This window comes from Treponema sp. OMZ 805, from assembly GCF_050937395.1.
GTDB lineage: Bacteria > Spirochaetota > Spirochaetia > Treponematales > Treponemataceae > Treponema.
Map to the genome: position 1 here is coordinate 153383 of NZ_JACCLP010000001.1, position 22745 is coordinate 176127.

A 22745-nucleotide genomic window follows, 5' to 3' on the forward strand; every position below is an offset into this window, starting at 1 on the left:
ATGGGGATATTTGATAAACTGAAAAAAAAGCGGGCAGTTTCCGAGATTCTACAGGAAGCGCTCAATGAAGAAAAAGAAGATATGATACGCGGGGTGGTAGACCTTTCCGACACCGCAGTAAAAGAAGTGATGATTCCGCGGATTGACGTCGATTTTATTCCGCTGGATATGGAAACGGAAGAGTTGCTGACGCGGGTGGCGGAAAGCGGTCATTCGCGATTTCCGGTTTATGACGAATCGATCGATAATGTAGTAGGAATTCTGTATGTGAAGGATTTAATCAATTCATTCGCAAAAAAAGAACCGATTGATTTGGAAAAGATTATCAGAAAACCGTTTTTTGTACCCGAATCCAAGCGTATCGACGGTCTATTGCGGGAATTTAAACGCCGTCATGTGCATATTGCCATTGCGGTCGACGAGTACGGCGGTATTTCGGGGATTGTTTGCATGGAAGATATTATCGAAGAGATTGTCGGCGACATTCAGGATGAATTCGATAATGAAGGGGAAGATATCGCTTCCATCGGCGATGGTCTCTGGCTCTGCGATGCCCGTGTCGATATGGATGATCTGGCGGAATGTTTGCATACGGAGCTGCCCTCCGATGAGTTTGAAACGCTCGGCGGGTTTGTATTTGATTTATTCGGAAAAATCCCCGTGCGTTACGAAAAAGTGCGATGGAAGAACTTTGATTTTATCGTTCAGGATATGGACGGGCATAAAATAAACACGGTAAAAATCGCAGCGGTTAAGGATGATGATCACTAAGCCGTTCCGGTCGCTGCGGATGTCGGTATACAATTAAGGATAACAATTATGCGTAAAAATAGTCTGTTTAGTGTGTTTCTGCTCTGCGTCGCGCTGCCTCTTTTGGCTTCTCCCATTCAGCTTTTTGAGAAAGGGAAGGAGCTGCAATACCATGAAAACTGGTACGGCGCTATAGAGCTTTATCAACAAGCCTTAAAAGAAAATCCCGCCTATAATGCTGTGTATCGGGGGTTAGCCGAATGTTTTTACGCACTGGGCGAATATGATCAGGCTATTGTCTACGCGGAAAAGGCGCGCCGTTACTCTCCGCAGGATGTCGATATCGAAAACCTCTATGCGTTTATTTTGATCGGTATCGGGCGTATCGAAGACGCGCAAAAGATTTTTTCCGGCATTCTGAACCGTTACCCGAACAACCTTGACGCCCGCTTCGGAATGGCGGAAATCGAGGTAACGGGCGGCCGCTTAACCAGCGCTTCGGAACTGTACACCGCCGCGCTCCGCCGCCAGAGCGAGAACCGCAAAGCGCTTTTGTCGCTTGCCCTGCTCAGCCACGAAACGGGTAATCTTAAAGCGGCGCAGAGTTACATCAGCCGCGCTCTGCAATACCACGGGGATAACGCGCAGGTGCATTACTTTGCCGGTTACCTTTCGGCCCTTGCAGGAAACCTAAAGGAAGCGGAAGGCCGCATCCGTGCAGCGCTTACCATCGACGAAAACTACGACAAGGCACGGGCGCTCTTATGTTCGCTTTTATACAGCTCCGGCCGGTACCGCGAGGCGATGTCCGTAGCCGATTTGCGCATTGCGGGCGACCGTAAGCGTGCCGATGCGTGGTATGTAAAAGCGCTCTGTTTAATGAAGCTTTCGCAAAAAAAACAAGCGTTTGAAGCCGCGCAAATCGGACTTTCCGTCGATACCGAAAACGAACTGATGCGCACCCTGCTTGAGGATATTGCTGTTCAGACCTTTGAGTTTGAAGATACGCAGCGAAAAGAACTCGCCGGTGCGCATCGCATAAAAGGTGATGCTTTTTTAAACCGCAACATGACCGACCAAGCCTTATATGAATACCGGCGCGCCCTCAAAGTGTATCCGTATGACACGGAAAGCCGGCAAGCATACTCCAATATCCTGATGCGGCAGGGCTTTTACGAGCGCGCCGTGCAGCAGCTTGAATTTATTCAGTCCATCGAAAAAAGCACCGCCCGAATCAACGACACGGTAGAGGCCTACAGTAAGATGCTTGACCACTCGGTGCGGAACCGATGGAAGATCGATCCGCTGTATTTAAATAAGGCACACCTTTCCGTCGGGCTTTTTTATCAGGTAAATGCAGCCAATGTGTTTCATCCCGAAGCGGAAAAACTCACCGCTGCATTGATAAACGATATTCTTTCTTATAACCGCCGTTTTGCGGTTTCCGCTCATCTGGATGGTCCCAGTTCGTATATGGAAGCGTTCAGACAGGCGCGCACTGCCGGAAATGATTATTTCGGTATCGTCAATTTGCAAGAAAACGAGCGGGATATACAGATTACACTTGACCTCTATGTCGGACGTACCGGTTCAAAAGCGGAAACCTTAACGGTGTACCGGTCGGGTAATGACCGGTTCGGCAATGCTGTACGACGCATCATCGGTTTGTTTAATCAGGCAATGCCGGTTATCGGCAGCATCGTCGGGCGTTCCCAAGCGGAAGCGGTTATCGATATCGGTTCGGGCGACTGCGACTTTACCGATTATACTATCGAAATCGTCAAAAAGGGAACGCTCACCATTGCGAATGAAGGCATCGGGCTTTTGTACAACGAAAAAGACGTACTCGGGACGTTCACAATAGGGCGTGTTTCGGAAGACCTTACCGAAGGAACGCTTACGCGCAAGGGGTACTACGATAGGATGACGAAGGGCGATATGGCGGTGCTCATTTACACCGATCCGGCAAAGACCGGCAACAAGGCTGAAAAAACCGTCGACGGTACCGACCCGCGCGGGCAGCAGATGTCTCAGTTACTGTCCTTGTTGCGAAGTATCCGATAGCACCTGTCCTTTTGAAAATATACGTCGCATCTGCGTTGTCGCTTAACAAAAAACACCCGCAGGCATGTTGAAAAGTGTACTTCCGTGTACGTTTTTTAACGACAAGTTTTTCTAGCGAAAAACTTGCAGCTATTTGGAACCACGGACATCCTGTCCGGAAGTGTACATCCGTGTACACTTCCGGACGCGAGTTTTTGCGCCGCAAAAACATCGCTGCTGATTAGAACCACCGCCGTCCGTGGCGGTTCTGAAACTACAAGGCGCGAGCACAAATTAACCGCAGGCGTATCTTTGATACGTTGAGGATTTTCAGTAGCGGCATATCGTAAAACATACTTTCCGTAAGCCTTTTGAAATAGCCTGTTAAAAAACGTACATCCGTGTACGTTTTTTAACGACAAGTTTTTCTTAGCGAAAAACTTGCTACTGCTTGCAACCACCACCATCCGTGGCGCTGTTGGCAAGTGTACATCCGTGTACGCTTGCCAACGATAAGTTTTTCTAACGAAAAACTTACTACTGCGTGGAACCACCGCCATCCGTGGCGGTTCTGAAATACCATTTGCTGTTAGCCTTTGAAAATAGCGGTACTGGATACAAGGCGCGAACAAAAATAAAGCGGAGGCGTACTTGTTGTACGTCGAGCATTTACTTTTGTGCAGCAACGCCGTAGACGGTGTCGCTATTTTCAAAGGTGCGGGAAAATTCGCAGCCACAGTAGTCTTGTCTATACAACCCCAATTCCTTGCTGAGCCTAATGGACTCCAGATACCCGTCTTTTTTCTTAAAGTCGCTCGGCAGCCATCGGCACTTGTCCGTGGCAAGCTCCATGCCGATTTCGTTGATTTTTGCTGCGCTTTTAAGCGGACTGAGCGAAAGTGTCGTGCAGAAAAAATCAAACCCTTGAGCTGTTGCCTCGCGTACCGTTGCTGCAAGCCGAAGCCGATAGCAGCGGAAGCACCGTTCGCCACCTTCCGGGCAATCCGTATAGCCCTCCGCTATTTCGAGGAATTGTTCATGGCTATAGTCCCGTATCATATAATCGATTCGGTACGGAAATTCTTTTGACGTATTATACTGTTCGATTAAACGGATTTGTTCATCCGCCCGGGTACGGTATTCGAGCTGGGTATCAATGTTGGGATTATAATAGAAGACAGTTAGCTTAAAATATCCGGCAAGCCGTTTTATTACCGAAGAACTGCACGGCGCACAGCACGAATGGAGCAGCAGCCGCGGTGGAGCTTCGGTAGTAAAGGAATCGCCAAGCTCCGCAATGGTTTGTTCCATTAATAATTGAAAATTTTGCTTCATACCAAGATGTTTTGTTTAATAAAAGATTGGATGTCTTCAAGCAGCGTATAAAGCGAGCTTCCGGATTCTCGGGGCAGCCGAAAAGCAATGGCGCCGGGATGGCCGCCTCCGTCCGTAATCTTAAAATGAGTAAGCACCGGGTGTAAATTAATGCCTCGTGCCGTTTCGCTTGCACGGATACGGCACTGTATTTTATTGGACTTGCCGGGAGAATCATAGTAGGCGGAAATCCCTACTCCTTCGACTTTCTCTGCAATGGCATTGGTTGCTTCCTTAATCATACCGGTAAATTGTGCATATTCGATGCTTTCAAAGAAAGCGTTCGACTCATCTTCCGACAAGATAATCGTTCCAATGTGTCCGGTATATTTAGCGCGGTCAATAATGGTATGGTAGATTTTCTCGGTTTCGGCATCGGTCGTCTCCATCACATCAAGCAGCCGTTCCATCGATTCGATTTTTTTCGTTCGCCCCGATGAATGGGTGCTGATCCGCAACATTAAATTGAGATGTTTGGAAAAATAGTCAAAAACTTCTTTATCGTGCGGGTTGGAAATATAATTTCCCATTTTTGCATCCCCAAGCATACCGGTTAGGAGCGTCAGCACCAGATTCCGCGAATAGAGCTCTTCGATGCTGTAGCGCTGTCGTATTTCGGGATGATTGGCCAATTTATAGCATATTCTGCATAAAATCTCGCAAGTGCTTGACGCATGAAGAACGAGAGAATAGGCGGGATCTCCGATATATGCTGCATCGGAATCAAAGTGATGGTCTATTTCAAGTTTTGGAATAGATGAGGTATTCAGGAAATCATAGATACAGCCGTTTGCGGCTATCATATCCGGCTTTGGTGTATCTAAAATACAGAGCACTTCGACGGAACGGATCGCCGACATTGTTCCATAGTACACATTAATCTTATTATATTTGCAGATGGAATTGAGAAATTTAAGGTTTTCAGGCGGCACGGATTCTAAAAAAATGCTGACATGTTTATTAAATTTGCGCAGCAACAACGCTCCCGCAACTGTCGAGGCATAGCAATCTTCATCAGGGCTTTCGTGACCGAGAATCAAGAATGAACGGTGCGCTTTCATGAGATGATAAATATTTTTTATTACCCGATTTCGTGCTCCGATAGTCATATTCTGTCGTTTAAAGCGTAAACCGGGTGTAAATTTGCTCCCTTGAGAATCCATATTAAATCATTATAACATACTTTCTAATAAAGTGTTATCCCAAAATACATTTTTTTAGGAAAATGTCTGATGCGGTCAGTACGGAAGTTGCAGCCACTTGATGCAGTCGCCCGAGCTCTAGGCTTTTTAACATTTTTTTGATAAAATCGATCAAATCACGGAGAAAGTCATGGAAAATGCACTTTGTTTTCATAACGCGACAGTAGTAACCGGTTACTCATTAATGGAAAACGGATGTGTCTATGTTAAAGACGGCAAGATTGAAGATGTCTTTAGCGAGCGCCGCTTTTTAAAAAAACGTTTTTCTCCGGAAGTACGTATCATCGATGTCGATAAAGCGTATATTGCTCCGGGGTTAATCGATACCCACATTCACGGCTTTGCGGGCTTTGGAACGGAGGATAGTTCTGCGGATTCCATCCTCGAAATGTCAAAGGCACTTGCCGAATATGGCGTAACAGCCTTTAATCCTACGCTGTATCCGACAGAGCCGGAGAATATGACCGAATGTATCCGCGCTATTGTCGATGCAATGGGGCATGAAGAAGGTGCGACCATCATGGGGCTGCACCTTGAGGGTCCGTTCATTTCGCCGGAAAAACCCGGAGCGTTAAGCCCTTCCGCAATCAGCCCCGTCAATTTGGATTTGATGGATAAGTTTTGGGCTGCCTCAAACGGAAATATCGTCAATATGACGGTTGCGCCCGAGCTTAAAAATATGCGCGAGTTAGCGCTTTACTGCATTAAGAAAAATATTGTGTTGCAGGCGGGGCATACGAATGCGCTCTACGAGAATATGCTTGAAGGAATGCAGGCGGGGATTTTACATTCAACACATCTTTTTAATGCGATGAGCCAAATGCACCACCGTAACCCGGGAGCTGTCGGCGCGATTTTAATCCATCCTGAAATGTCCTGCGAGATTATTGCAGACGGTATCCATGTTCATCCCGACTTAATCCGACTTTTGGCGCGGGATAAGCCGATCGACAAGATTGTTTTAATAACCGATAGTCTCAAGCCGACGGAGCAGCATAAGGGTACGCTGGTTGCGAATGGAGAAGAAGTTGTACTCCAAGACGGATGTTTTCACCGTAAAAGGGATGGAGTTATTGCCGGTTCAAGCCTTTCGATGATTCGCGGGGTTAAAAATCTTGTGTCTTTCGGCTTTCCGGTAGAGACCGCCGTCCGATTCGGCTCTGCAAATCCGGCGGAAATTATGCGGTATTCCAAACGCGGTTCCATTATGCCGGGATACAAAGGTGATCTTATCGTATTCGATAAGCAGTTCAATGTGCTTGCAACCGTCATAAAAGGAAATTTGAAAAAGAATTTATTTTAAAAGAACTAAAAAGGTTACAGGAGAAGCTATGCGGTTAATTATAAAACCCGATTATGATGCCTGTTCCGTATGGGCGGCAGATTATATTTGTAAAAAAATTACGGACTTTGCTCCGGCGGCGTCAAAGCCGTTCGTTCTCGGCCTGCCGACCGGTTCTACTCCGCTCGGTGTCTACAAAGAATTGATTAAACGGCATCGGGAAGGGAGCATTTCGTTTCAGAATGTCGTTACTTTTAATATGGATGAATATGTCGGTTTATCCCCCGACCATCCGCAAAGCTATCACTACTTTATGCATGAAAATTTTTTTAAGCATATCGACATTTCCCCTGTAAACATTCACATTTTAGACGGTATGGCAAAAGATCCTAAAGCGGAATGCAAACAATACGAAGCGGCGATTGCACAATACGGAAAAATTCATCTCTTTATGGGCGGGGTCGGAGCAGACGGGCATATTGCCTTTAATGAACCAGGGTCTTCCCTTTCGTCCCGTACACGGCAGAAAACACTGACTCAGGATACGATTGCGATGAATGCCCGTTTTTTTAACGGTGATACGGCGGCTGTCCCCAAGACAGCGCTGACCGTCGGAATCGGCACCATTACCGCTGCGGAAGAAGTGATGATCCTTGCAACCGGTTATAACAAAGCGCGGGCGGTGCGGCATGCGGTGGAAGGCAGCGTTAATCATATTTGGACGATTTCCGCACTGCAACTGCATCCGCACGCAATCATCGTGTGCGACGAACCGGCAACCGATGAACTCCGCGTTGGAACCGTCCGGTATTTTAAAGATATCGAATCTTCAATTTCAGCAGGTGGAACAAAATAAGCATGCAAAAATCGCTTAAGTTTCAAACCGTTTCTTTTTTTATCATTCTGGCGATTACCGTTGTGCTGGTAGCGCGGGTTTTCCTGCCTTATGCGAGTGTACTGTTATGGTCGGCAATCCTCTATATTATGTTTGGACCGCTGTATCATAAATTGCTGAAAAAGCTGAACGCGGAGTCCCGATGGTTTAAAATGCAGCAGAGAATTATCGCCGCTTCATTTTCGGTTGGTATTATCATAGTGGTTGCCGGAGCTCTCTTCTTTTTCGCCATAAAGTTGATTGGACAGGGGCAGATGTTCGTAAAGAAAATGATGAACTTTTTTGTTACACATCCGCAGTTATTGAGAATGGAAAAAGACGCACCGCTGAACGAATTGGTTATGCAGATTTCGATGGGAACAATCGACCTTTCGGTATTCGATGTAAAAAAAGAGCTGATGAATTTTTTTATTCAATATGCAAATACGATTGTCCGCTATGCGACGAGTATTGCAAAAAATATCGGTAATTTTGTGCTTTCGCTCTTGTTTATGTGCTTTGCGCTCTATTTTCTGTTTATTGACGGGCAATACCTCGCTTCGGTTTTTGTAACGGCTATTCCGATTCAGGTGTCGGAAGGTCAAAAACTAGCGGCAAAGATAAAAGACACTATCACCAATCTTTTTATGGGATACTTTCTCGTTTCGATATGCCAATTTGCAGCAGCGTTTATCGTGTACACAATTTTTCAGGTGGAAGGTGCGTTGCTTTTATCCTTTTTAACCTTTTTCAGCTCATTTTTGCCCTTTTTCGGCTGCGCGTTGGTATGGGTACCGCTTGGGATAGAAATAGTGCTAACGGTCGGTGTACTCAAAGGGATTCTCTTTCTCTGTATCGCAGGTTTTTTTATCAGTTCAGTCGATAACTTTTTACGGCCGATGTTTTTAAAAGACCGCATCCAGATACACCCGCTGCTGATTTTCTTTTCGATACTTGGCGGTATCCGTTTTTTTAAACTGAATGGAATTGTGCTCGGTCCGCTTTTCGTCATTCTCTTGTTTACGCTGATCGACATTGCACGAACTTCGGACAGTACGGATGACACTATGGATATTGAAGAGTAACTTCGAGCTATGAACAATCATCCGCTTTTGAATAATCGGCGTATTGAGCGAGTGCATCCGTTGCTTTCGCCGCAGCAGATGCTTGAAAAAATTCCGGTATCGAATGCCTCATGCCGGACGGTATTAACCGGAAGAAAAGAGGTGGAGGCGATTTTGTCCGGCGCCGATAAGCGGTTTTTATTGATTGCCGGTCCGTGTTCCATCCACGACCCTGTTTCTGCGCTCGATTATGCGAATCGGTTAATGCGTCTACGGATAAAATACCGTGATACCTTTTGCATTATTATGCGGGTGTATTTTGAAAAGCCGCGTACCGGTTTAGGCTGGCGCGGCTTAATTGTAGAACCCGCGCTTGATGGAGTGATTAATATTACCGGCGGGTTGGAAACAGCGCGCAAAACGCTGAGCGCTATTACAGAACTGGGACTGCCGGCCGCTTCGGAGCTGCTCGATCCTATTGTGCCGCAATACACTGCGGATTTTATCAGTTGGGCGTCTATCGGTGCGCGCTCCGCCGAAAGCCAGATACATCGGGAACTTGCTTCGGGGCTGTCGATGCCGGTCGGTTTTAAAAACCCTACCGACGGCGATATCGGTACGGCGATAAACGCGATTGTTTCTGCGCGGGAACCGCATGCCTTTCTCGGTCTCATGCAAAACGGCAGCCCCGCCGTAATGCATACAAGCGGCAACGAATATGCGCACCTCGTATTGAGGGGCAGCGTGCATGGGGCAAACTGCGATAGACGTTCAATAGGAGAAAGCTGCCGTCTGTTGGCAGAACAGGGTATACGGCCGGCGATTTTGATTGACTGTTCGCATGGTAACTCGCAGCGGCAGCCCGAAAAGCAGCGGGACATCCTGCTCGAAAGTCTCCGGCTGAGGCTGGAGGCTCCGCAGATTGAGGCAATCCGCGGCTGTATGCTCGAAAGCTTTATTCAGGCAGGTAGTGTCTCGCCGGAGCAGTGCTCCGAAAAGAGCCAATACGGTAAATCCATTACCGACCCCTGCATGAGCTGGGAAATGACCGAATCGCTTCTCACCGAAGCCGCGGATATATGGACAGGGCAACTGCATTAGAAATATTCCAAGCAGTTGCCTTCCTCTTGTATGAAATTTTGTTAAAAATTTCATACATTTTTTTAAGGAAGGACAAGCGCATCAGACAGATAGATAAAAATCGCAGAAGAATTGAGATCAGACAACCATTTGAGACGCAAAGCGGCGAAACTCTGGTTGGATGGTCTCCATTCTTCTGCGGGGTAGTTAGAAAACGGTCTGATGCGCTTGTCCTGTACTCGGAGATAGTTTTATGAAAAAAATTAAATTGTACACCGACGGAGCATGCTCTCAAAATCCCGGTCCGGGCGGATGGGCATTCGTGATGATTCTCAAAGATACGCAAGGAGAGCAGCCTGAGCAGGAATTGCTGCGGGGTTCAGGCGGAGAAAAATTGACTACGAATAACAGGATGGAATTATCCGCCGTTATTCAAGCGCTTACCACCTATCAGGAAAAGATACAGCCCCGCTATGCAGATTGTCAGGTAACCCTGCATACGGATTCTCAATATGTACAGCAGGGGATTTCGTCTTGGATAAAAAAGTGGAAGCTGAACGGATGGAGAACGGCCGACAGAGGAGCGGTGAAGAATCAAGATTTGTGGCAGCAGCTCGATGCGCTTGCTTCTCAACTCAGCATTGAGTGGATGTGGGTAAAGGGGCATGCCGGTAACCGCTACAATGAACTGTGCGACACCCTCGCCGTAGAAGCAGCAAAAAAAGCGAAGTAACCTATCGGGACTTCTAAAAACTGAGACGTTTAGAAAAGCTCTATCATACTTCGCTCATTTTCCGTATCGATTACACAAAAGGGAGGCTTGTATGAAAAACGAAACAACATATCAAGAATTAGCGGATCGTATTGCGGCGGCGAAGCACTGCGTTGCGTTTACAGGCGCCGGAGTCAGCACCTTGTCCGGCATTCGGGATTTTAGGGGGAAGAACGGACTCTATACGCTGCCTGAAACCGATAAGATGTTCGATATAGAAGTATTTAGGGAAACGCCGTCCGTGTACTATCGGCTTGCGAAGGAATTTATCTACGGATTGCCGGAAAAAGAACCGTCAATTGTGCATCAGGTGCTTGCAGGGTTGGAGGCTCGCGGCATATTAAAGGCGCTTATTACGCAAAATATCGACTTATTACATCAGAAAGCCGGAAGCAAGCACGTTATCGAGGTACACGGTTCTCCTTCCCGGCATAGCTGCACGCATTGCTCCTATAGTACAACCTTTGAAGATGTCATCGAGGTTGCCCGCACAGGAGAGGTTCCGCTTTGCCCAAAATGCGGTCATGCATTAAAGCCGGATATTACGTTTTTCGGCGAAGCGCTCCCGTTTGACGCGATAACGGAGGCTCAACAGGAATGCGGCAGGGCGGATCTGTTGCTGGTATTGGGCAGCAGCCTTACCGTCTATCCTGCCGCAGCATTGCCGCAACTGACCCTGCGAGCGGGCGGTGCGGTGGCTATCGTTAACGAACAGCCGACCTATTTTGACGATTACGCAGTTCTCCGCTGCACTGATTTACAGGAATGCTTTGAATATCTTGAACATGCACTGCTTGAATAGTGTGCAGCTTCAATAGGGCTTCTTCTAAAAATCTCAGCATACTTTGGGGTGGATTTTAGTAAACCTGTTCGGAAACTTCCGTTTCTGAACAGGTTACCTTGAAGTGCGATGTTCTAAATCGTAAGTCAATTTATACCACGGATGATGTAAATTGACGATGTCGCTTATTAACGTATGCGCGTTCCGCGCATCAATGCAGCAGTTTCCAAAGTTCACACTTTGTTCAACTGTTGCATTTTAAGGTGCTATTTGTGCGATGCGAGAACTCGTCGACCTATTCGAAAACGAAAGCTTCAGAATAGGTCTAGTATATTGAAAATTTTTTGCTGGTAAAAAACACAAATCGGTGTTATACTATTTTTAAGCTATTATATTTAAAGCTGACAGTGACGAATTTATTGCTGTTAGCTAAGGAGGATGAGATGAAAAAGAGCATTGCGTTATTGCTCGTGTGTCTATGCAGCGTTGCATTTGTTTTTGCAATGGGACAAGGTGACAATTCAAAAGCCGATCCGAATGCGCCGGTAACCCTTTCGGTGTATATGCAGATGGATTTGGCAAACCCCCAATCGGCCTATTGGCCCGAAACCGTCGCTGCATTTGAAAAAAAGTATCCGAATATTAAACTTGAATTCGAGTATGTAAGCGGCGAAGCCTTCCATGATAAGTTCCAGATCATGGCTGCGTCAGGGGATATTCCCGATGTATTCACCACGTACGCGGGTGCCCGCTCAGGCTATGTGCTTGATCGCGGTATGGTAAAAGACCTACGCCCCTATCTGACGGACGATTTAAAGAAACAATACAATTCCACCGTTTGGGCGCCCCAGGGACCGAATGGAGAAATCTACATTATTTCGCAAAATCTTGCGGTATGTACGGTTGTCTATATTAATCCGAAGCTGCAGAAAAAGCTCGGTTTGACCACTCCGAAAACCCTCGACGAAATGATCGCTCAAGTTCCTACTATCAGAGCTGCCGGTTTAACCCCGCTTGCCTTTGCCAATAAAGGTCAGTGGCAGGCTCAGTCGCTCTTGTTATCCATGTTGACAGACCGTATGGCTGGTACCGCATGGTTTGATAAGGCAATGGTTGGAAAGGCAAAATTCTCCGACAAACAGTTTGTCGATGCAATCAACGTGATTAAAACAATGACCGATTCAAAGCTGTTCCCTCCCGGGGTAAACCAGATGGAAGGTACCGCTTCTTGGGGTGAATTTATTGCTGATAAGGCTGTGTATCTTTTGGATGCAGGCTGGCGTATTTCTGCATTAAAGAATGCTGCAAAACCCGAAGACTATGCGCAATATCAGCTGATGGCGTTCCCCGCCATTGCCGGTGAGGTTACACACGGTTCAAGCGCTGCGACAATCGGTGAAGCGTTCGGTATGAATGCAAAATTGACCGGTGCAAAAGCCGATGCTGCATGGAAGTTTATTTCCTTTATGTCCGGTAAAGAAGCGTGCGAAATTTTGACAAAGTACGGTACGACCACTACCTATAAACTTGATCTTTCAAAATTCGATATCGACCAGCTTACAAAGCAATACATCGACCTGATTAATAACCAAAGTATGGGCTATGTTATCGATGCGAAGATGGACAGCGAAGGTGTAAATAGCTTGCTTAACCCCGGTATTCAGGCTGTTATGATCGGGCAAAAGACTCCTGCTCAGCTTGCAAACGAATACGAAGCATGGGTTGCTGCTAACGATTCTCACCGCAAGAAGTAAAATCAAAACCGGAACCCACTGAAATCGTAGGGAATAATGGGTAATTGGTAATGTTTAATGTACAATTAGGCTTACTACCAATTACCCGTTACTATAATTACACATTATCTATTGAAAACATCGCCGCAGCGACCGGTCTCAGCAAGGCAGAGGTAGAAGCGCTTAACTAATGTATAATTAAATTATCAATTACCAATTAAGAATTCATAATTAAGAATTAAGAATTAAATACTAAGGCGGTTTACGGTATATGACCTATTTGCGGCAAAAGCGGACAAGTTATATTTCTTTTATTTTGCCTGCTTTTATTATTTACATCGGTATCATTATCTTTCCCGTGCTGTTCAGCTTTTATTTAAGTTTGACAAAGTGGAAAGGCTACGGAAAAATGGAATTTATCGGGCTTGGGAACTATATCAGAATGTTTACCGATCCCGTGTTCTACATCGGGTTGCGGAATAATATCCTTATTGTATTGATTTCGGTATTGGGACAGATTCCGCTCGGCCTGTTGCTTGCGTATATGCTGTACCGGAAAATGGTAAAACATGCAAACTTTTTTGAAGTGCTGATTTTCTTACCGATAACGATTTCGTCCGTTATCGTTGCGCAGCTGTGGAACCGAATATTTTCTCCTGTTGGCGTCGTTCCTGCAATTATACGCGACCTCACCGGTAATCCCGACTACATTATGACAATATTTGAAGATAAGTATCTTGCGATTGTGCCGATCCTCTTTGTACTGTTGTGGCAGCATACCAGTCTGTATATGGTTATCTTTTTAGCCAACTTGCAGCGGATACCGTACAGCGTTATAGAGGCTGCCCAGCTGGAAGGTGCGCGGGAAGGAACGATTTTTACCCGCCTTATTGCTCCGATGCTCGCAAATGTTATCTTTATCAATACGATCCTTGCAGTTTCGGGCAGTTTTAAGAGTTTTGACCTGATTTATTCGATGACCGGCGGAGGGCCTGCGCACTTTACGGAAGTTATTGCCGTTTATATGTACAATACAACCTTTGTGTTCCAGAATTACGGATACGGCAGTGCGCTAGCCGTTATCATTATTATTTTTACCGTTATAGCCCTGATGATAAGCCGCGCTGTAACAAAACGTTTTGATTACTAGGAGGCTGATATGACGACAAAACAAAATATGCTGCAACAAGCCTCTCATGGGTGGCGAACAAGCGCTTATATTTTGATGCTGACCTTTGCGGTGCTCACACTCTTTCCGCTCATTTGGCTTTTTTATTCATCCTTTAAGCTGAACGCAGAAATTATGGTTCACCCGTTGGCGCTGCCGAAAGCTCCTACCTTTTTTAACTATACCGAATCGTGGGCAAAGGGCGGGTTGGGTATCGCGCTTGTCAACAGTTTTATCTATACCATTACGGCGACCGTTTCGACTATGCTGCTCGCAATGGCAGCCGCTTTCGGATTGACGAAATTCCCTTTTAAATCGGCAAAGATATTTACCTCGATTTTTGCTTTTGGTTTGATGATCAGCGTCCATGCGGTTATTATTCCGCTATTCCAACTGGAAGCAAAACTCGGTATGGTGAATACTCGCTTGGGCGTCATCATTCCATACGTTGCTTTCAACTTGCCGATTTCCATTATGATTGCGATGTCGTATGTGCGGGGTATACCCAATGCGCTCATTGAATCGGCGGAAATAGACGGCGCAAAGTATCGCTACATATTCTGGACGATGATTATGCCGCTCTCCGTTCCCGTCATTGCGACGATGGTTATTCTATCCTTCTTACAGCATTGGAATGAGTTTTTATTCGTGTTCGTCTTTACCACGAAGGCAGCGCTGAAGAGTTTGCCGGTTGCGATTACACAGTTTGCGGGGCGGCTCAACATCGACTATGGTTTACAATATGCATCCCTTATTATCGGTGTGCTTCCGATGATTGTATTTTATATTGTATTCCACGCACAGTTGATTAAAGGCTTTGGGGAAGGGGCGTTAAAGGAATAGCGGCGTTTGTTCTTATTTTTTTTCTTACTTATTGAAGGAGTTTTTAAATGAATAGAAAAAAGCGGGTACTCGTGGGCGGAATGCACCATGAGTCCGATACCTTTAACCCGATTACCACCGGACCCGATGATATTTGGGTCTTACGGGGAAAAGATCTTTTAGAGGGAAAGGGACAAAGTTCCGTGTTCGGTTCGATTGCTACGCTAAAAGAAGCGGGATACGAGGTTATTCCGACGCTTATTGCACGGGCGGTTCCGAACGGTGAATGGGACAAAGATTACTACCTTTCGTTAAAAAAGGAATTCTTGCAGGCGATTAAAGATGCGTTGCCGCTGGATGCGCTGTGTCTTTCCCTGCACGGCTCGATGCGGGTGCGCGAAATCGGAGAGGCGGAAGGCGATTTACTGGAAGATATCCGTAAAATCTGCCCCGACATTCCTATTTTGTCATCGCTTGATATGCACGCAACGATTTCGCAGCGGATGCTCGACTATGTAGACGGCTATGTCGGTTACAAATGCGCCCCGCACACGGACACGTATGAAATCGGCATTCATGCAGCGCGTATGACCATCGACACGTTGGAAAAAGGCATCAGACCGGTTATGTCGGCGGTTAAGATTCCGTTCCTTATCGCAGGCGAGCAGTCGGAAACCAGCGTTGAACCGATGAAAAAGCTGACGACAACATTACGCGAATACGAGAAACAGCCGCACATTATGGCTGCCTCCTACCTACTCGGCTTTCCGTGGGCTGATACCGCCGACAACGGTGTTACGGCGATGGTGGTAACCGACGGAGATAAACAGCTCGCAACAGAAAAGGCACGGGAGCTTGCGCAGTTGTTCTGGGATACCCGAAAAGAATTCTGCTTTTACAACGAAACCCGCGAACCTGCCGACGCTCTTGTCCATGCACGTTCCAGTGTTGAAGCAGGCGTTTATCCGGTAGTGCTTTCCGACTCGGGTGACAACCCGACCGCCGGTTCTTCGCAGGACGTAACTAACTTTTTAAAGGCGATCCTTGCCGATTCCTTCTTAACCTCGTTAAACCCGCCGCTGTGCTATCAGGCTTTTTACGACCCTGCCTTAGTTGCAGCCGCCTTTAAAGCCGGAGAAGGAAACGTTGTAGCGGGGACGCTCGGCGCCGCCTTCGACAAGGAAAAAAGCTCCCCCATTCAGGTAAAAGCGACGGTAAAAAAACTGTGCAAGGCATGGGCTGAGGCACAGAACAGCGATATGGCGCTCTTGGATGTCTGCGGCGTGGATGTGGTCGTAACGTCAAAGCATGTCGGCTGCTATGACCCCGAAATGATGCGGGCGCTCGGCGTCGAACCTACGGAGCGTAAGGTTATCGTTGTCAAGCTCGGCTACCTTGAACCGGAGATCCGCGCCATTGCAAAACGCTCGATGCTCGTGCTCACCGACGGCAGTACCAACGAAGTGTTCTCTCGGCTGCACTACAAATATTTACCGAGTCCGATGTATCCGATGGATAAGGATATGGATTGGCATCCCTTTTGAAATATACGACGCATCTACTGCGTCATACGGTAAAAAAGTGTCCTCAACGTATCAAAGATACGCCTCCGGGTGTTTTTTGTAGTTTCAGAACGGACAGGGATGTCCGTGGTTTCACGCAACAGCGATGTTTTTGCGTGAGTAAAAACTCGCCGTCAGCAAATGTACACGGATATACACTTCTGGACAGTCTATTTTAAAAGGCTTACGGAAAGGCGTATCAGTACCGCCACGGACGGCGGGGGTTCTACGCAAAAGCGATGTTTTTGCGCAGCAAAAACATCGCCGCCAGCGAATGTACACGGCGGTACATTTACCGGCAAGATTTACCTTCTTTCCCGTGCGAAGTGGATGCCGGAAACATCAAGCTGCGGCACTCCTTCCGGTAAGGAGATATCCGTTGCATTCATAGAATCGGCGATTGCTTGAGCCATAGAATCAAGCTCATAGCCCTTATCGGGACTCATCGTTGAAGCAATGGTGATACGTTCGTTGATAATTTCCATATCATCCATGTTCTTTTCGATAAATTCCTGAATAAGGTCACCCGACCGTACTGCCCATGAGCCATTTTCCACAATAGCGATTTTTCTATTCTGTAAGTTCAAAAGCCTCATGTGATCCAAGAACTCATGGATCGGCGGGAAAATGTTCAAGTTATATGTCGGAGAACAAATAACGATATGGCTGAACTTGAATGCTTCGGAAATAAGATACGACACATGGGTGCTCGACGCATCGTATACCGACACATTCGTAATGCCTTTTTCAACAATCTTTGAAGCAAGCGCAAAGGCCGCGGATTCCGTATTTCCGTAAATGGAACCGTACACCAGCAACACGCCTTTTTCTTCCGGCGTGTAGGTTGCCCAGTGCAGGTATTTGTCGAGGATGTAGGGAAAGTTGTCCGCCTCCCATACCAAACCGTGCAGAGAACAGATGTATTTAATCTTAGGTAATAGGTCGAGCTTGAGCACCTTTCCAACAAGGTGCATAACCTCAGGGCCATACTTACCGACGATGTTTGTCAGATAGCGGCGTGCTTCATCCATCCAGTCGCGCGGGTAGTTTACTTCTTTTGCAAAAAGCTTACCGTCAAGTGCGATAAACGAGCCGAACGCATCCGCAGAAAAGAGCACTCCGTTGGTTACATCAAGGGTAACCATAACTTCCGGCCAGTGCACCATCGGCGCTTCAACAAAGGCAATGGTGTGGTCTTCAAAGGTGCGGGTGTCTCCTTCTTTAACGGTATCGGTTTTGTAGTTGTCGGGATCATAGGCGAACTGACGCATCAGCATAAAGCCTTTTTCCGTGGAGATAATTGTCGGCGCCCATTTGTCCAACACGGTGGTTACGGAGGAGGAGTGGTCGCATTCCATGTGGTTTACAACAAGATAGTCAACCTTATCGCGTCCATATTTTTCCAGCAAATAGGCAATATTTTCCATCAGCTGCGGGCAGGATGTCCATTCCGCCGTATCAAATAGGATGGTGCTCTTTTTGTCAAAAAGAAGATATGCGTTGTAGCTCACTCCGAGGGGTATCGGGTGCATATTTTCGAATAATGTTAAGCGGTGATCGTGTCCGCCGACCCACCATACATCTTTTGTAACTTCACGTACATTGTACATAGTAAACTCCTATAAAAACTTTTGTAGGATGTTTGAACATCCGAAAAAGTTTTTAGCCGTGCGCGTTACGCGCACTCGTAAATAATCAAGTTTGCAACGTAAACTTGAGATAAAAAGCGGCGGCGACATTTTAGACGGCGCTTTTTATCAAACTCCTATAAAAACTTTTGTAGGATGTTTGAACATCCGAAAAAGTTTTTAGCCGTGCGCGTTACGCGCACACGTAAATAATCAAGTTTGCAACGCAAACTTGAGATAAAAAGCGGCGGCGACATTTCAGACGGCGCTTTTTATCAAACTCCTTTTTTAGTTGTTGCGGAACGTCAACTTGATAAAGCGGTCTTTCGCTTCGCCGCAGTCGGGACAAGTGAATTCGGGATCCAGATGCTCGAACAAGGTTTCAGGCGGAATATCCGCGTCCTTATTCCCTTCTTCCGGTACATACTTATAGCCGCAGCCCAAACAAACATACTGCGGTCCAATTCGAGACGGACGCGGCACTGGCGCTTTCTTAATCTTCGGATAGGGGAAGGTCAGCTCTTCTTTTGAAAGCGCATTGAGTTCTTCAATTAAGATCGGAATAACTTCTTCCAAATCGCCGACAATACCGTAATCGCAGTGTGAGAAAATCGGCGCTTTCTTACTTTTGTTGATGGCGATAATACGGGAGGCATCTTTAATACCTTTCAAGTGCTGAATAGCGCCGGAAATACCGATCGCAAAATAGAGGTTCCCCTTAAACTTTTGTCCGGACATACCGACATACCGCTGCACCGGAACATACTTTAAGGTTTCCGCTGCGGGGCGGGAAGAACCGATGGAAGCGCCTGCTGCTTTTGCCAAGTCTTCTATTAAGTGCCACGTCTCTTTGTCTTTTACACCGCGACCGCCTGAAACACCAATCGGCGCCATCGCCATCAGTGAATTGATATCCACATCTTTGTAGAACTTAAAACGTTCAACTTCAACCAACTGCTGAACCAGTTTGTGAACCTTCTCTTTCATCGTATCGCCGTCGGGGAAGATACGTTTGCGCATGCCGGTAATACCGATTTTCGGATCACCTTTTAGTCGAGCTACTGCCATTTCATACTCCTATAAAAACTTTATCATTTCGTGCGCGGAACGCGCACATATATCATCTGCAAGTTTACATGAGCAAACTTGACGTGTTTTTCAGCGGTGCAAACGGCGCCGCTGAAAATAAACCTTCTTTAAAAATGTGTGTTGTTGATTTACCGGTTTGCCTTACCGAGTTTTCCCAATATCTTCGATGCAATAACGAGCCGTTGGATTTCGTTGGTGCCTTCGTAGATGGTGGTAATCTTGGCATCGCGATACATCTTTTCTACCGGAATGCCTTTGATAAAGCCTGAGCCGCCATGGATTTGGAGCGCTGCATTCACCACTTCAAGCGCGATATCCGATGCATACATTTTTGCCATCGCGGAATCAAGGCCGTAATCCTCGTGGTTTTCTTTCTTTTCCGCAGCTTTGTAGATCAGAAGGCGGGCTGCTTCGATTTTTGTCAGCATATCAGCAAGCTTAAATGCGAGGTTCTGCTGAGCGCCGATCGGTTTACCGAACTGTTCGCGGGTGCGTGCATATTTTACCGCTTCTTCATACGCGCCTTGTGCAATACCGAGCGCTTGCGCTGCGATACCGATACGGCCGCCGTCGAGGGTTTTCATAGCGATTTTGAAGCCTTCACCCTCTTTACCGAGCAAGCGGTCATGAGGAATCGTTACTTCATTGAAGATCAGCTCTGCAGTTGCGGAAGTACGGATACCGAGTTTGTCATAGTGTTCACCGAATTCAAAACCCTCATCGCCTTTTTCCACGATGAATGCACTGATCCCCCTTGTTCCGGGAACATCGGGATTTGCAGCAAATACAACATAGGTGTCAGCCTTGGGCGCATTGGTAATGAAAATCTTTGAACCGTTCAGAATGTAATTGCTGCCGTCATCGATATACTCGGTTTCGGTACCGCCGGCATCGCTGCCCGCATTGGGTTCCGTTAGGCCGAATGCACCGATTTTCTCGCCCTTTGCAAGCGGTATTAAATATTTCTGCTTTTGAGCTTCCGTTCCGAATTCTGCAATCGGATATGCGCCTAAAGACGTATGTGCTGAGCAGATAACACCGATACCGCCGTCCACGCGGGAAAGCTCTTCAACAACGATTGCGTAGCTGATAACATCAAGCCCCGCTCCGCCGTAATCCTTGGAATAGGGAATGCCGAGCCACCCGTGAGCGGCCATCTGCTTTACCTGATCTTCCATCCACGCATCTTCAACAGGGCCGCGATCTTTTTCGAGTACGATCGGTTTTACTTCTTTTTCAGCCCATTCGCGAACCTGCTTGCGCAACGCTTCGTGTGCTTCTGTCGTTTTGAATAACATGATTTACCTCCTGTCAAGTATTCACTTTTTGCTATTCGGAGAGTCCCTAAAAACCGGTAATGATTTTAGAGAGTTTCTTCATTGTGTATATGCCGCTTCATTTCATGTAAATAATAAAGCTGCACTTCATTCCTAATTTCTATTTTAAAGCAGGTATAAAAGATTTGTCAATGAGAAAATTAAGAATTGTTCTTATTTTTTAAAGCTGAGAGATTAGAGCATCTGCAAAAAACTCAAGTTTTTTAGAGATCTCTATAAAATCTTTCCCATTTTGTTTCTTTTCTTTCTCAATAAGGCAAAAAAAACGCCGAAAATCATAAAGACGAGAGTTTATCTATTATTTATCTATATAGAGGCAAATTGGAGGTTCAATATATGCAAACACTTGATGTCCAGAACGATATGCAGCCGGTCAATTACACGGATGCGGTACAGTCAAGTAATCAGGATAAAAAAAATGCAAAAGAACCTGATGTGAAGGGCTCATCCTTTATCGATATAATACAAAAACTGATGGCGGAGGAGACTGACAGCCGTACTGCGGGAGACGAAAAAATATCCGGCAATGCAGCGTCGGCTCAAGAAGCGTCGGAACAGACCGAGCGTAAAAAAAATGCTGCGGCACAAACCGAATTATCCCGGTTAAAGAACAAAGCCGGAAAGCAAAGTGATCCGCGTGCACAACACCTTGCCGAAGCAGATGCACGGGAAGGGGAGGCCGCCGAAGCGCTTGCAGACGCGGACGTTTTGCGTGCCTTTGAAGACGGATTCGATGTAAAGAATGCGCTTGAAAACGGCGCGGATAAGCAGCTTCAAACTTCGATGTTTGCTCAAGCGGAGCCGGATGCCGTGCCTGAGGGAGCCGCTTTACTCTCTGCCGAAGAAGCTCAGCAGTTGAAAAAACAGAAAAACGGCAAAGCGGAATCCGGCTTGGCTGTAGGTATATCGGCTTCCGGCACGGCAGAGCTGTCCGGAAAGCAGAAGAAAAATGCTGATGAGCCCGCCGCGGATAGCGCTCTCGAAAAAAGCACAAAGGCGCAGCAGGTAAAACAGCACAAACCGGTGTTTACTATTATAGATGAGCGCACGGTGAATGCCGCTCCGGTTACTGCGGACGGTTCCGTACACGAAGCGGGCGCCGCCGTGCGGGTTACCAATGCGCCGTCGGTTGATATGGCGGCAGACTTTCGCAGTATGACGGCTGGTTTGGGCACCGCTGCAAACGGTACACAGACAGCGCAGGAGAGCGGCGCACCGAGTTTTGCCTCGTTGGTTGCGCAGCAGGTGCAGGATATGGCGCCCGACTTTGTGCAGGCAGGGCGGATTGTATTGCAGGATAACAACGCAGGTGTCATCCGCTTGCAAATGCAACCCGCGCATCTCGGTAATGTCAGGATCAATTTGGAATTGGCTGGCGGTAAAAAAATCGTTGGGAAGATTATCACGGGATCAAAAGAAGCGTACGAAGCGTTTAAAGAAAGCATCGAACAGCTTGCAAAAGCCTTTGAACAGGGCGGATTCGCGAGTGCGCAATTCGATGTCAGCTGGTCGGGCGAAGGCGGCGGCCGGCAATTCGATGGCAAGAACGGTCAATTTAATGAATTATTTGCACAAAATGACCGGCTTGAGGTAATGCAGGGCAATCGTTATGCCGATACTGAAACTGTCTACGCATTCGGGCAAGATCAAGCAGTGAATGTATTTGCGTAAAATGGGAGATAAAGAGATATGAACATCAGTACGGTAGCGCAAGGAAACGGAGTTCCGATGCCTTCTTTTGAAATGAGTCCGGAAGAAAAAGCCCTGCTCAACATGGAAGTTGACACAATCAATAAACAGAATTTTCCGGAAGGGCGAAAGCCGAAGCAGGAGCTGGGAAAAGACGATTTTCTGCAACTACTCGTAGCGCAGCTGACTCATCAGGATCCCACCAGCCCGCTGGAAGACACTCAGTTTGTCGCTCAGATGGCGCAGTTCACGTCGCTTGAGCAGTTGACAAACATGAACCAGAGCTTCGGAACTTTGAATAGACTGATCGGAGATTCTTCGGCGGTCAATGTGGTCGGCAAACAAGTTGATATCGAACAGAGCAGCGGTACCGTTTCGGGAACTATTACGGCTGCAACCCGCGGCGAGAATCCGCAGGTACAGGTTAACGGCAAATGGTATGCATGGTCGGACGTACAAACCGTCTATGCAAATAACTAAACTATATAATAGAAG

At 46.9% G+C, this 22745-nt stretch carries 19 protein-coding genes; 14 read left to right on the forward strand and 5 right to left on the reverse strand.

Going from position 1 to position 22745, the window contains the following annotated elements:
- Both HGH47_RS00695 and HGH47_RS00700 read left to right on the forward strand, forming a co-directional pair.
- Nucleotides 1-771 carry a hemolysin family protein gene (locus tag HGH47_RS00695; RefSeq protein ID WP_212565187.1) on the forward strand — a complete coding sequence of 257 codons (771 nt, stop codon included), beginning with the start codon at nucleotides 1-3 and terminating at the stop codon, nucleotides 769-771.
- A 48-nt stretch (nucleotides 772-819) separates the two neighbouring features.
- Complete coding sequence (locus HGH47_RS00700) at nucleotides 820-2814, forward strand: tetratricopeptide repeat protein (RefSeq protein ID WP_253675422.1); 1995 nt, start codon at nucleotides 820-822, stop codon at nucleotides 2812-2814.
- Nucleotides 2815-3462: 648 nt separating this feature from the next.
- On the opposite strand, the gene HGH47_RS00705 is transcribed toward HGH47_RS00700, so the two are convergent.
- A complete protein-coding gene (locus tag HGH47_RS00705) occupies nucleotides 3463-4128 on the reverse strand; it encodes an epoxyqueuosine reductase QueH (protein ID WP_212565186.1) in 666 nt (221 codons plus the stop codon).
- Nucleotides 4125-5330 (reverse strand): DHH family phosphoesterase, encoded by a 1206-nt coding sequence (locus HGH47_RS00710; protein ID WP_212565185.1) that lies wholly within the window; start codon nucleotides 5328-5330, stop codon nucleotides 4125-4127. The genes HGH47_RS00705 and HGH47_RS00710 overlap by 4 nt, the downstream gene beginning before the upstream one ends.
- A 169-nt stretch (nucleotides 5331-5499) precedes the next feature.
- Between HGH47_RS00710 and nagA the strand changes: the two genes are divergently transcribed.
- From nagA to HGH47_RS00760, 10 genes are all read left to right on the forward strand, one after another.
- The gene (gene nagA / locus HGH47_RS00715) at nucleotides 5500-6672 is read left to right on the forward strand and encodes an N-acetylglucosamine-6-phosphate deacetylase (protein WP_212565184.1); all 1173 of its coding nucleotides are present in this window, start codon (nucleotides 5500-5502) and stop codon (nucleotides 6670-6672) included.
- Nucleotides 6673-6700: 28 nt separating this feature from the next.
- Nucleotides 6701-7507: a glucosamine-6-phosphate deaminase gene (gene nagB, locus HGH47_RS00720; protein WP_212565183.1), complete on the forward strand. Its 807-nt coding sequence runs from the start codon at nucleotides 6701-6703 to the stop codon at nucleotides 7505-7507.
- A gap of 2 nt (nucleotides 7508-7509) precedes the next feature.
- The gene (locus tag HGH47_RS00725; RefSeq protein ID WP_212565182.1) at nucleotides 7510-8610 is read left to right on the forward strand and encodes an AI-2E family transporter; all 1101 of its coding nucleotides are present in this window, start codon (nucleotides 7510-7512) and stop codon (nucleotides 8608-8610) included.
- Nucleotides 8611-8619: 9 nt separating this feature from the next.
- Nucleotides 8620-9690: a 3-deoxy-7-phosphoheptulonate synthase gene (locus HGH47_RS00730; RefSeq protein ID WP_212565181.1), complete on the forward strand. Its 1071-nt coding sequence runs from the start codon at nucleotides 8620-8622 to the stop codon at nucleotides 9688-9690.
- Nucleotides 9691-9922: 232 nt separating this feature from the next.
- On the forward strand, nucleotides 9923-10402 hold the full coding sequence (gene rnhA / locus HGH47_RS00735; RefSeq protein ID WP_253675419.1) for a ribonuclease HI: 480 nt from the start codon (nucleotides 9923-9925) through the stop codon (nucleotides 10400-10402).
- Nucleotides 10403-10493: 91 nt separating this feature from the next.
- A complete protein-coding gene (locus tag HGH47_RS00740; protein WP_212565180.1) occupies nucleotides 10494-11243 on the forward strand; it encodes a Sir2 family NAD-dependent protein deacetylase in 750 nt (249 codons plus the stop codon).
- A 422-nt stretch (nucleotides 11244-11665) separates the two neighbouring features.
- A complete protein-coding gene (locus HGH47_RS00745) occupies nucleotides 11666-12976 on the forward strand; it encodes an ABC transporter substrate-binding protein (protein ID WP_212565179.1) in 1311 nt (436 codons plus the stop codon).
- Nucleotides 12977-13226: 250 nt separating this feature from the next.
- Nucleotides 13227-14105, forward strand: a complete 879-nt coding sequence (locus HGH47_RS00750; protein ID WP_212565178.1) for a carbohydrate ABC transporter permease — start codon at nucleotides 13227-13229, stop codon at nucleotides 14103-14105.
- Between the two features lie 9 nt (nucleotides 14106-14114).
- Complete coding sequence (locus tag HGH47_RS00755; protein WP_212565177.1) at nucleotides 14115-14966, forward strand: carbohydrate ABC transporter permease; 852 nt, start codon at nucleotides 14115-14117, stop codon at nucleotides 14964-14966.
- A 47-nt stretch (nucleotides 14967-15013) separates the two neighbouring features.
- Complete coding sequence (locus tag HGH47_RS00760; protein ID WP_212565176.1) at nucleotides 15014-16489, forward strand: M81 family metallopeptidase; 1476 nt, start codon at nucleotides 15014-15016, stop codon at nucleotides 16487-16489.
- A gap of 323 nt (nucleotides 16490-16812) precedes the next feature.
- Here the strand turns inward: HGH47_RS00760 and HGH47_RS00765 are convergent, their stop codons facing one another.
- The 3 genes from HGH47_RS00765 to HGH47_RS00775 form a co-directional block, all read right to left on the reverse strand.
- The gene (locus HGH47_RS00765; RefSeq protein WP_212565175.1) at nucleotides 16813-18117 is read right to left on the reverse strand and encodes an FprA family A-type flavoprotein; all 1305 of its coding nucleotides are present in this window, start codon (nucleotides 18115-18117) and stop codon (nucleotides 16813-16815) included.
- Nucleotides 18118-18423: 306 nt separating this feature from the next.
- Nucleotides 18424-19203 carry an FAD-binding protein gene (locus HGH47_RS00770; RefSeq protein ID WP_212565174.1) on the reverse strand — a complete coding sequence of 260 codons (780 nt, stop codon included), beginning with the start codon at nucleotides 19201-19203 and terminating at the stop codon, nucleotides 18424-18426.
- Between the two features lie 149 nt (nucleotides 19204-19352).
- Nucleotides 19353-20522 (reverse strand): acyl-CoA dehydrogenase family protein, encoded by a 1170-nt coding sequence (locus tag HGH47_RS00775; protein WP_212565173.1) that lies wholly within the window; start codon nucleotides 20520-20522, stop codon nucleotides 19353-19355.
- A gap of 375 nt (nucleotides 20523-20897) precedes the next feature.
- Between HGH47_RS00775 and HGH47_RS00780 the strand changes: the two genes are divergently transcribed.
- Both HGH47_RS00780 and flgD read left to right on the forward strand, forming a co-directional pair.
- Nucleotides 20898-22232, forward strand: a complete 1335-nt coding sequence (locus HGH47_RS00780; RefSeq protein WP_212565172.1) for a flagellar hook-length control protein FliK — start codon at nucleotides 20898-20900, stop codon at nucleotides 22230-22232.
- Between the two features lie 18 nt (nucleotides 22233-22250).
- On the forward strand, nucleotides 22251-22730 hold the full coding sequence (gene flgD, locus HGH47_RS00785) for a flagellar hook assembly protein FlgD (protein ID WP_212565171.1): 480 nt from the start codon (nucleotides 22251-22253) through the stop codon (nucleotides 22728-22730).
- The last annotated feature ends 15 nt before the right edge of the window (nucleotides 22731-22745 follow it).